The sequence below is a fragment of the Streptomyces hokutonensis genome, assembly GCF_042751305.1.
Classification (GTDB): domain Bacteria; phylum Actinomycetota; class Actinomycetes; order Streptomycetales; family Streptomycetaceae; genus Streptomyces; species Streptomyces hokutonensis_A.
Map to the genome: position 1 here is coordinate 168,912 of NZ_JBHYWD010000017.1, position 8,144 is coordinate 177,055.

Sequence of the window (8,144 nt, forward strand, 5' to 3'; positions counted from 1 at the left end):
TTATACTAGACTGATTTTTTTTTTTTGTGGTGATTTTAACCCCGCCGCGGGGGGGGGGCCCGCGGGGGGGGGGGCCCCCGGGCCCCCCCCCCCCCCCCCCCCCCCCCGGGCCCCCCCCCCGGGCGCGGACGCCGTGGTGAGGTCCGCTTCGTACGACAAGGGGACCGGCACTTTCGTGGTTCCGGAACGCACTGTGGCGGTATTCACCCGGACATCCTGAAAGCGCATTATCGTGGTGGGGCGGGCTGTGACATCGGCCTGCCCCACCGGTGTGTCAAAGGGCCAGGTCTGACAAATGGACGTCAATGGCAAGCTGACGCACGCGACCGTGCTGCTCGTGGACGACGAGCCCGCGAGCCGCTTCGCGGTCGAGAGTGTGCTGAGCAGGGCCGGTCATCGCGTGATCGCGGTCGGCAGCGGCGGCGAGGCGCTCACCGAGCTCGATGTACGGCTGCGCAAGGGGAACCTGCCCGACGTGGCGCTGATCGACGTGCACCTGCCGGACATGAGCGGGTTCGACCTGTGCCGGCTGCTCAAGGAACGGCCGCGCATGGCGGGCCTGCCGGTCGTGCACGTCTCCGCCCTCGTCTCCCCGCCGAGCGACCGCTGCCCGGCGCTCGACGCGGGCGACGAGGCCTATCTGACCGTGCCGGCCGAGCCCGAGGAGATCGAGGCGGCCGTCCGGGCCGCGGTCCGGGCCGCCCGGCTGCGCGCCGACGACCAGGCGCTCGTCAAACGGCTGACCCTGCTGTCGGAGATGATCGTCACCATCCAGGCCGCGCGCTCCCTCCAGGAACTCGTCGAGGTCGCCGCCGACGGCACCGCACGGCTCACCAACACCCCCGCCGCCGTGTTCGTCCTCGACCGGGACGACGAGCTGTACCGCGGCCTGCCTCGGGACCGCACCTCGGTCGCGCTGCCCGGCCCGGACGCCGACCGGGCCGTGGCCCGGCTGCTGCGGCGGCTCTCCCAGGGCCAGTCCGGGGTGCAGATCACCACCGTGCCCGCGCCGCTGTGGCCCACCGGGTTCTTCCGGCCCGGCGTGGAACACGACGCCCGGCTCGCGGTGGTCCTGACTCAGGAGGGCCGGGCCCCGGTCTGTCTCGCCGCGCCCACCCGCGGGCTGCGCCGCGTGGGCCCCGAGGCCGAGGCGCTGCTCGCGCAGCTCGCCCAGGCCACCGCGCTCGCCGCCGAGCCGCTCCTCATGTACCAGGTCGAACGGCATGTCGCCCTCACCCTCCAGCGCAGCTTCCTGCCCAAACCGGACCAGCTGCCCGAACTGGCAGGCGTCGAGGCCGCCGTCCGCTATGTGCCCGCCTCGCAGGACGCCGAGATCGGCGGCGACTTCTACGCCGTGCTGCGGGCCGGCGGGGGAGTGCTCTTCGCCGTCGGCGACGTCGTCGGGCACTCGCTGGAGGCGGCCACCGTCATGGTGGAGATACGGCACGCGCTGCGCGCCTACTGCGTCGACGAGAGCGACCCGAGCGTGCTCGCCGAACGGCTGGACCGGATGCTGCGGCACTACCACCCCGAGACCACGGCCACCATGTGCCTGGCCCTCGTCGACCCCGACACCGGGCGCACCCTCATCTCCAACTCGGGCCACATCCCGCCGCTGATCGTCCGGGACGCGGGCACCGCGGACTACGCCAAGGCGGCGGGCCCGCTGCTCGGCGTGGGCCTGTCCCATCCGCCGCCCACCGAGCTGTTCCTCGAACCCACCGACCGGCTCCTGATGATCACCGACGGCCTGATCGAGACCCGGGGCACGGACATCTCGGCCTCCATGGAACACCTGCGCGCCGCCGCCTCCGGCGCCCTGCCCGGCCTGGACGCCCTGTGCGACACCCTCCTCGACTGCTTCGGCGTCGACCGGGAGGACGACATCGCGATGCTGGCGCTGCGGCTAGGGCTGGACAGGCCCTAGGGTGAGCCCGTCATTGGCTGAGAACAACAGGGGAACCCCATGCCGCAGATCACCGTCGACCACTCCCACACGATCTCCTTCGACCAGGACGGGTTCGCCCGTGCGCTGCACGAGGCGGTGGTCGAGATCGCGGCCGCGAAGCCGGAGGCGTGCAAGACCCAGTTCCGCCCGAGTGAGTACACGGCCTTCGGGTACGAGGGTCTCGACGAGCTGGGACACACCGTCGTCCATGTCACCCTCGGCCTGCTCGCCGGCCGCACCGAGGAGACCAAGGCGAAGCTGACCGAGAAGGTCCTGGAACTCCTCCGCGAGTACATCGACGAGGACGGCTCCGTGCTGCACGCCTCCGCCGAGGTACGCGAACTCGACGCGTCCTACCGCAAGTTCGAGCGCTGAGGGTTACGAGGCCAGGGCGACGAGCCGGACGACGAGGTCGGTGAAGGGTCCGTCGCCCGGCTCGTTCCTGAGGGATTCGCGCAGCAGCGCGGCCAGTTCCTCGTCGTACGCCGCGCTCACCGCCGCCAACGCCCCGAAGTCGTGCACGAGTTGGCGTTCCAGATCGGCGCGCGGGATGCGTCGGCCGTCCAGCCAGATCAGTGCCGTCGACTCGACCAGCGAGATCCATGACCGGATCATCAACTCCAGCCGGGCGGGCGGCTGTTCGACCTTCATATGGGACAGGATCTGGAGGTACGCGGCATGCCGCACACCGTCCACGAGCGCGTTGGTGGTGGACGAGCCGACTGCCGGACCGCCGCGCATCAGGGCCGCGAAACCGGGCCCGTGGTCGTCCACGAAGTCGAAGAACCGGCCCATCGCCTGTAGCAGCCGTCCCCCCAGCGAGCCCTCCTCGGGGACCACGAACCGCCCGGCGAGATCGTCCGAGGCACGCTGCAACGCGGCCTCGTACAGGCTGAGTTTGCCGGGGAAGTAGTGGTAGACGAGCGGTCGTGAGATGCCCGCTGCGGCGGCTATCTCGTCGATGGAGACCTCTTCGGGCGAGCGATGGCTGAACAGGTCGAGAGCGACGCCGATCAACTGCTGTCGCCGTTCCTCGACTCCCATCCTGCGGCGAACCCCGGTACTCATGCGAACACCTTACCGATCTGATCCGGCCCCGAACGGACCAGACCGACCAGGGTTGCTCACATCACCCCATCACAGATCCAACACCAGACGCGCACTTCTGGCCCGGGACACGCAGATCAGCATCGAGTCGGCCCGCTCCGCATCTGTCAACAACTCGTCCCGATGCTCAACTTCCCCTTCCAGTACCCGCTGTTGACAGGTTCCGCAGAATCCCTGCTCGCACGAGTAGAGGGTGTCCGGCAGCTCCGCGCGGACGGCGGCGAGCACCGTGGAGTCGGCAGGAACCGTCAACGTCCGCCCGCTGCGCCGGAGTTCGAGCTCGAAGTCCGTGTTGCCGTCCAACGAGGCCTGGGGCGCGAAGCGTTCGAGCCGCACCTCCGGGAAACGCTCCGCGACGGCCGCCATGAGCCCCGCCGGCCCGCAGCAGTAGACGACGGTCCCTTCCGGTACGTCCGCCAACTCCCCTTCCAGATCGGGGAGTCCGGCCACTACGGTCACCCGGTCCGCGCCGAACTCCTCGATCTCCGCGAGGAACGGCATCGACTCCCGGCTCCGACCGGCGTACAGCAGACGCCAGTTGGTACCGTCCGGCAGCGCCCGCAACATCGGCAGGACGGGCGTGATCCCGATGCCGCCGGCCACGAAGACATACCCGGGCGCCGCGACGAGCGGGAACCGATTACGCGGCCCCCGCACCTCCAACTCCGCGCCCACCCGCACCTGTTCGTGCACCTCGCGCGACCCGCCCCGCCCGTCCTCGACCAGCCGCGTCGCGACCGTGTACGACGAGCTGTCCGCCGGATCCCCGCACAGCGAGTACTGCCGCACCAGCCCCGAAGGCAGCACCAGATCGATGTGCGCCCCCGGCTCCCAGCCCGGCAAGTCCCTTCCCTCCAGGCGCAGTTGTACGACACCTTCGGCGACCGTCTCCCGCGCGGCGACCCGCAGCCGCAGTGCCCGGGTGCGCGGCCGGCCGGAGATGGGCGGGTCCAGGGCAGGCAGCGGCCACAGCGGGGAGACCCGCACCCGGCGCCGCAGCGCGCGCCGGGCCAGCAGCGCGGCACCGGCCAGCACCGCGACCGTCAGCGGCCTGGGCACTACTCCGCCCTCTTCTCGGCGGCCAGTGCCGCGGGCGAGGAGGCCAGATAGGCGACCGCCTGCTCGGTGCTGCCCTCCTGCGAGGGGTGGTAGGCGCGGCTCAGGTAGCGGGGTATGGACCTGAGCATGTCGCCGGTGGCGGGCAGGGTGCCGCGCCGGCCGGCGACGTAGAAGTCCTTGAAGCTCGCGCGGCGGTCGACGAGGGTCGGGTCGTTCGCCATGAAGAAGCGGGCTCCGCGCTGCCACAGGAACATCAGCGCGGCGAACGCGGTGGCCCAGGTGCGGGCGCGCCGCCGGTAGTTGCCGTCGACGTGCATGAAGAGGTCGAAGGCGACGGACCGGTGCTCGACCTCCTCGGCGCCGTGCCAGCGCAGCAGGTCCAGCATGGTCGGATCGGCGCCGCGGCGGTCCAACTCCTCGGCGTTCAGCACCCAGTTGCCGAGGAACGCGGTGTAGTGCTCGATGGCCGCGATGATCGCGACCCGCTCCAGCAGCCACCACCTGCGGGCCCGGCCCGGGGGCAGGGTGCGGTCGCCGAGCAGCTTCTCGAAGAACCAGTCGACCTGCGCGGTGTACGGGGTCGGGTCGAGGCCCAACTCCCGCAGATGCGGGAGGACTTCGTCGTGGGCCTGGGAGTGCATCGCCTCCTGGCCGATGAACCCGATCACGTCCTCGCGCAGCCGCTCGTCCCGGATGAGGGGCAGCACCTGCTTGTAGACGTGCACGAACCACCGCTCACCGGCGGGCAGCAGCAGATGCAGCACGTTGATCGTGTGCGTGGTGAACGGATCGCCGGGCACCCAGTGCAGCGGGGTGCCCTCCCAGGAGAAGGACACCTTTCGGGCCTTGAGCGGCTGCTTGTTGGACATGGCGTCAATGTACTGACGGGTAAGTCCGTGGGGAACCCTTGTGCGGGGACTTGTTGACGCGAGTGTCAGCTAGAGCCTTCGGCGCGCGTCTAACGGAGGCCGGTGATCGTCCCGCCGTCATCCAGCGTGCCGTTCAGCTCGGCCTGGACGCCCTGCTTGGTCTTCACGGCCAGCAGGGCGCCCTGCGCCGAGCCGGTCACCCCGCCGGTCGCCCTGATCGACTTGGTGTCCTTGCCGCCCGCGGCCAGCAGATACCAGGTTCCCGCCGCCGACTTCCACAGCACCCCGGCCAGCACCTGCGGGTCGCGCGCCCCGCACGCCGCCACGTCCTGCGCCTTCGCGGCGACCGCGCCGTACGTCCCGCCCGGCGTGTGGAACTGCGCCAGCACCCGCTCGCCGCCGCCCCGCCAGGTCTCGGCCCGGGTGCACACCCACCCCGCCGTGCCGCTCGCGTCGGGCAGCGGCTGCTGGGCGTACTGCCAGGCGTTCACGGACCGTACGCCGAGCGAGCGCATCGCGCCGAGGGAGCAGGCGAAGGGGGCCCAGGCGTGCTGGGTCTCCGCGCCGGACACCTCGTGGGCCGAGCCGGGCCGCCCGGCGGTGAGGTGCGCCGGGACCAGCTCGCCGAGGTCGCTCATCAGGCGGGTGCCGGTGTCGTCGGTCAGCTGGAGCACGTTCCACGACGTGCACGCGCCGGTCTCCTGGGCGGGGGAGGCCAGGGGCGAGGTGATGCCGTCGGTGAGGGTCATGGGCAGGGCGCCGGCGCTCGGCTTCAGCAGGTCCCGTTCGGCGACCTTCTTCACCCAAGGGGCCGTCAGATAGCGGACGTTCCCGTCGGCGCGGTCCAGGACCACCGCGTTCGCCTCGGTGCCGGTTGCGCCGTCGACCCGCGCGAAGTCCAGCGCGGCGCCCTTGGTGCCGTCCTTCGGTTCGGCGTAACGGGCGATGCGCAGACCGTCGTAGAGGATCACCACGCGGGCGTTGTCGACCGTTCCGGCGTACAGGAGTTGGGGCGGTCCGGCCGGGCCGCCGGAGGGGGTGCCGGGGGTCGCCGAGACCTGGACGGACTCGCCGGGGCGGGCCCAGACGGCGAGGGCTCGGCGCAGCAGGGCGGTGTCCTCGGTGAGGTCGCCGCGGGCGGGCCAGACGGAGAAGTCCTTGCGCGTCGCGGACTCCCAGGCGGTGGGTACGACTCTCGTCAACTTGCCGGGATTCAGGGCGGCTTCGGCCGCCGGGTTCTCCGCGTACGCGGGTGCGGCGGCGCCGTCCGGGCCCCAGCCGCCGCCCGGCAGCGCGAGCAGCGCGCCGCACACGGCGACGGCCGCCGCAGCGGCGAGCGCGGCCTTGCCGTGCTGGCGGCGGCGCATCAGATCGGTGGGCCGGGCGTGCAGCGAACAGGGGTCGAACTCGGGGGAGTCGAGCAGCGGGTACTGCGCGGGCGCCTCGTCGGCCTCGCGCAGCGCCTCGTCCACCTCGTCGACTCCGGCCGCCGCCAGTACGCGTCGCACGTCGCCGTCGGGCAGCTTCTCCAGACCGCGCAGCGCGTACACCGCGCGGGCCGGGCCCGACAGGGCCGACAGCCGCTGGTCCAGGGCGAGTTCGTCGGCGCCGCCCGAGCGCGGGAAGAGCCGCAGGCCCCACACCTGGGGGAGCAGCGGCGGGAGTTGGGAGCGCTTGGGCCACGCCCGGAACGACAGCGGGAGGCCCGCCTCCAGCGCCGTACGCACGACCTGGAGGCGGACGAAGGCGTAACCGGGGTCGCCGTCCCGTCCGGTCGACTGGGCCGGGATCGCGGACGCCGACGCGCGGCCCCTGGGCAGGGCGCGCTGGGTGAGGGCGTGCGCGGTCAGGACGCGCCGGTTGCGGCCGAGGCTCGGGGGGAGCACCAGATAGGCGAGCCGGACGAGCCGTGGATAGTGCTCGACGAGCGCGGCCTCGGCCTGTTCGACATCGACGACCGGGCCGGTGGGTGAAGCTGCGGGGCGCTTGGCGACATCCTGTGACTGCACGTTCAGCAAAACGAGCGAATCGTGAGTTGGTCACCGCCAGTCGGGCGACTCAGTCCTCCGGCTCGACGAGAGCCCGCGCGTAGTTCGCCATCGACCGCTGGTAGCGCGGCAGATGGGGTGCCGGCGCGCCCAGCACGAGGGACAGGCCCTCGCGGTCGCGGCCCAGACTGGGGGCGAGGCACGCGCGTACCGCGTCGTCCAACTCGTCCGAGGGGCCGTCGAGTTCGGGTGTGAGCAACTTGACGCCCTCCTCCGCCTGCCCGATGTTCCGCAGCGAGGAGGAGAGTTGGATCTTCGCGCGCCGCCGTTTGTAGCCGTCCAGCCCGCGCGCCAGCGCTTCCCGGTACAGCGCAACGGCCTGGTCCGAGTGACCATAGTCGTCGAAGGTCGCCCAGGTGGTGGTCACGCGGGCTTCCCAGTCGTTGTTCACGGGCGTCACCTTCGCAGACGTGTGCAGCCGGGGGCCAGGGATTTGAGTGCGGGGCCCGTTGTGTCCGTATCGAAGGAGAAGGCCCCTCGTCGGGGCCGTCTGCGGCATGCTGCTGACCGGACTACCGGAGGAACGACAGATGAGGCTGACCCGACCGATGCTCGCGGTGGCCGGCGCCACGGCGGCGCTGGCGCTGGTGGGCTGCGGCGCCGACACCAAGGCCGCGACCATCCCTCCCGCGGCCACCGGCAGCCTGGAGAGCCTGGCGGCCAAGGTGAAGTGCACGCCCGACCTCCAGACCGACGCCGACGAACTCCGCCAGGCCATCTGCAAGATGAGCTACGGCAAGTTCGTCCTCGCGACCTTCGCCACCGACCGCGGCCAGCGCGAGTGGATCAACGACGCCAAGGACTACGGCGGCTTCTACCTCGTCGGCCGCAAGTGGGTCGCCGTCGGCACCGACAAGATCGTCAAGAAGCTGCAGACGACGCTCGGCGGCGACGAGGAGATCGGCACCGACCACTCGAAGCACACCAGCTGAAGGCTGTGTCACCGGTTCACACCCCTCAGAGGGCCCACACCGGTTAGGCCAGGGCACACACGAAAGCGGGGGGGGGGGGGGGTGGGCCCCCCCCCCCCCCCCGCCCCCACCCCCCCCCCCCCCCACACAAACAATCTCTGGGGGTGTGGGTGGGAGTGTGTGGGGGCGCCGGCGTGTGTGT

At 71.6% G+C, this 8,144-nt stretch carries 8 protein-coding genes; 3 read left to right on the top strand and 5 right to left on the bottom strand.

From position 1 onward, the window contains the following. Positions 1-295 precede the first annotated feature (295 nt). On the top strand, positions 296-1,927 hold the full coding sequence (locus tag ACFXC1_RS35920) for a SpoIIE family protein phosphatase (RefSeq protein ID WP_381250942.1): 1,632 nt from the start codon (positions 296-298) through the stop codon (positions 1,925-1,927). A 39-nt stretch (positions 1,928-1,966) separates the two neighbouring features. Next, positions 1,967-2,323 carry a 5-carboxymethyl-2-hydroxymuconate Delta-isomerase gene (locus tag ACFXC1_RS35925; RefSeq protein WP_359616201.1) on the top strand — a complete coding sequence of 119 codons (357 nt, stop codon included), beginning with the start codon at positions 1,967-1,969 and terminating at the stop codon, positions 2,321-2,323. A 3-nt stretch (positions 2,324-2,326) separates the two neighbouring features. Here the strand turns inward: ACFXC1_RS35925 and ACFXC1_RS35930 are convergent, their stop codons facing one another. The 5 genes from ACFXC1_RS35930 to ACFXC1_RS35950 all read right to left on the bottom strand — a co-directional run bounded on the left by ACFXC1_RS35930 (position 2,327) and on the right by ACFXC1_RS35950 (position 7,422). Then, a complete protein-coding gene (locus ACFXC1_RS35930; RefSeq protein ID WP_381250944.1) occupies positions 2,327-3,016 on the bottom strand; it encodes a TetR/AcrR family transcriptional regulator in 690 nt (229 codons plus the stop codon). A gap of 69 nt (positions 3,017-3,085) precedes the next feature. Beyond that, positions 3,086-4,114 (bottom strand): PDR/VanB family oxidoreductase, encoded by a 1,029-nt coding sequence (locus ACFXC1_RS35935; RefSeq protein ID WP_381250946.1) that lies wholly within the window; start codon positions 4,112-4,114, stop codon positions 3,086-3,088. Then, positions 4,114-4,983, bottom strand: coding sequence for a metal-dependent hydrolase (locus ACFXC1_RS35940; RefSeq protein WP_381250948.1), 870 nt, complete (start codon positions 4,981-4,983; stop codon positions 4,114-4,116). The genes ACFXC1_RS35935 and ACFXC1_RS35940 overlap by 1 nt, the downstream gene beginning before the upstream one ends. A gap of 89 nt (positions 4,984-5,072) precedes the next feature. Next, entirely contained in the window at positions 5,073-6,992 is a 1,920-nt protein-coding gene (locus tag ACFXC1_RS35945) for a hypothetical protein (protein ID WP_381250950.1), read from the bottom strand. Between the two features lie 49 nt (positions 6,993-7,041). After that, positions 7,042-7,422: a tetratricopeptide repeat protein gene (locus ACFXC1_RS35950; RefSeq protein WP_381250952.1), complete on the bottom strand. Its 381-nt coding sequence runs from the start codon at positions 7,420-7,422 to the stop codon at positions 7,042-7,044. A gap of 139 nt (positions 7,423-7,561) precedes the next feature. Here ACFXC1_RS35950 and ACFXC1_RS35955 point away from each other — a divergent pair, with 139 nt between their 5' ends. Continuing rightward, the gene (locus ACFXC1_RS35955; RefSeq protein WP_381250953.1) at positions 7,562-7,963 is read left to right on the top strand and encodes a hypothetical protein; all 402 of its coding nucleotides are present in this window, start codon (positions 7,562-7,564) and stop codon (positions 7,961-7,963) included. Positions 7,964-8,144: the final 181 nt, after the last annotated feature.

Bases quoted from the DNA above. Each gene is read 5' to 3' on its own strand.
- ACFXC1_RS35955 (WP_381250953.1), top strand. From the start codon at position 7,562: ATGAGGCTGACCCGACCGATGCTCGCGGTGGCCGGCGCCACGGCGGCG.
- ACFXC1_RS35920 (WP_381250942.1), top strand. From the start codon at position 296: ATGGACGTCAATGGCAAGCTGACGCACGCGACCGTGCTGCTCGTGGAC.
- ACFXC1_RS35925 (WP_359616201.1), top strand. From the start codon at position 1,967: ATGCCGCAGATCACCGTCGACCACTCCCACACGATCTCCTTCGACCAG.
- ACFXC1_RS35940 (WP_381250948.1), bottom strand. From the start codon at position 4,983: ATGTCCAACAAGCAGCCGCTCAAGGCCCGAAAGGTGTCCTTCTCCTGG.
- ACFXC1_RS35930 (WP_381250944.1), bottom strand. From the start codon at position 3,016: ATGAGTACCGGGGTTCGCCGCAGGATGGGAGTCGAGGAACGGCGACAG.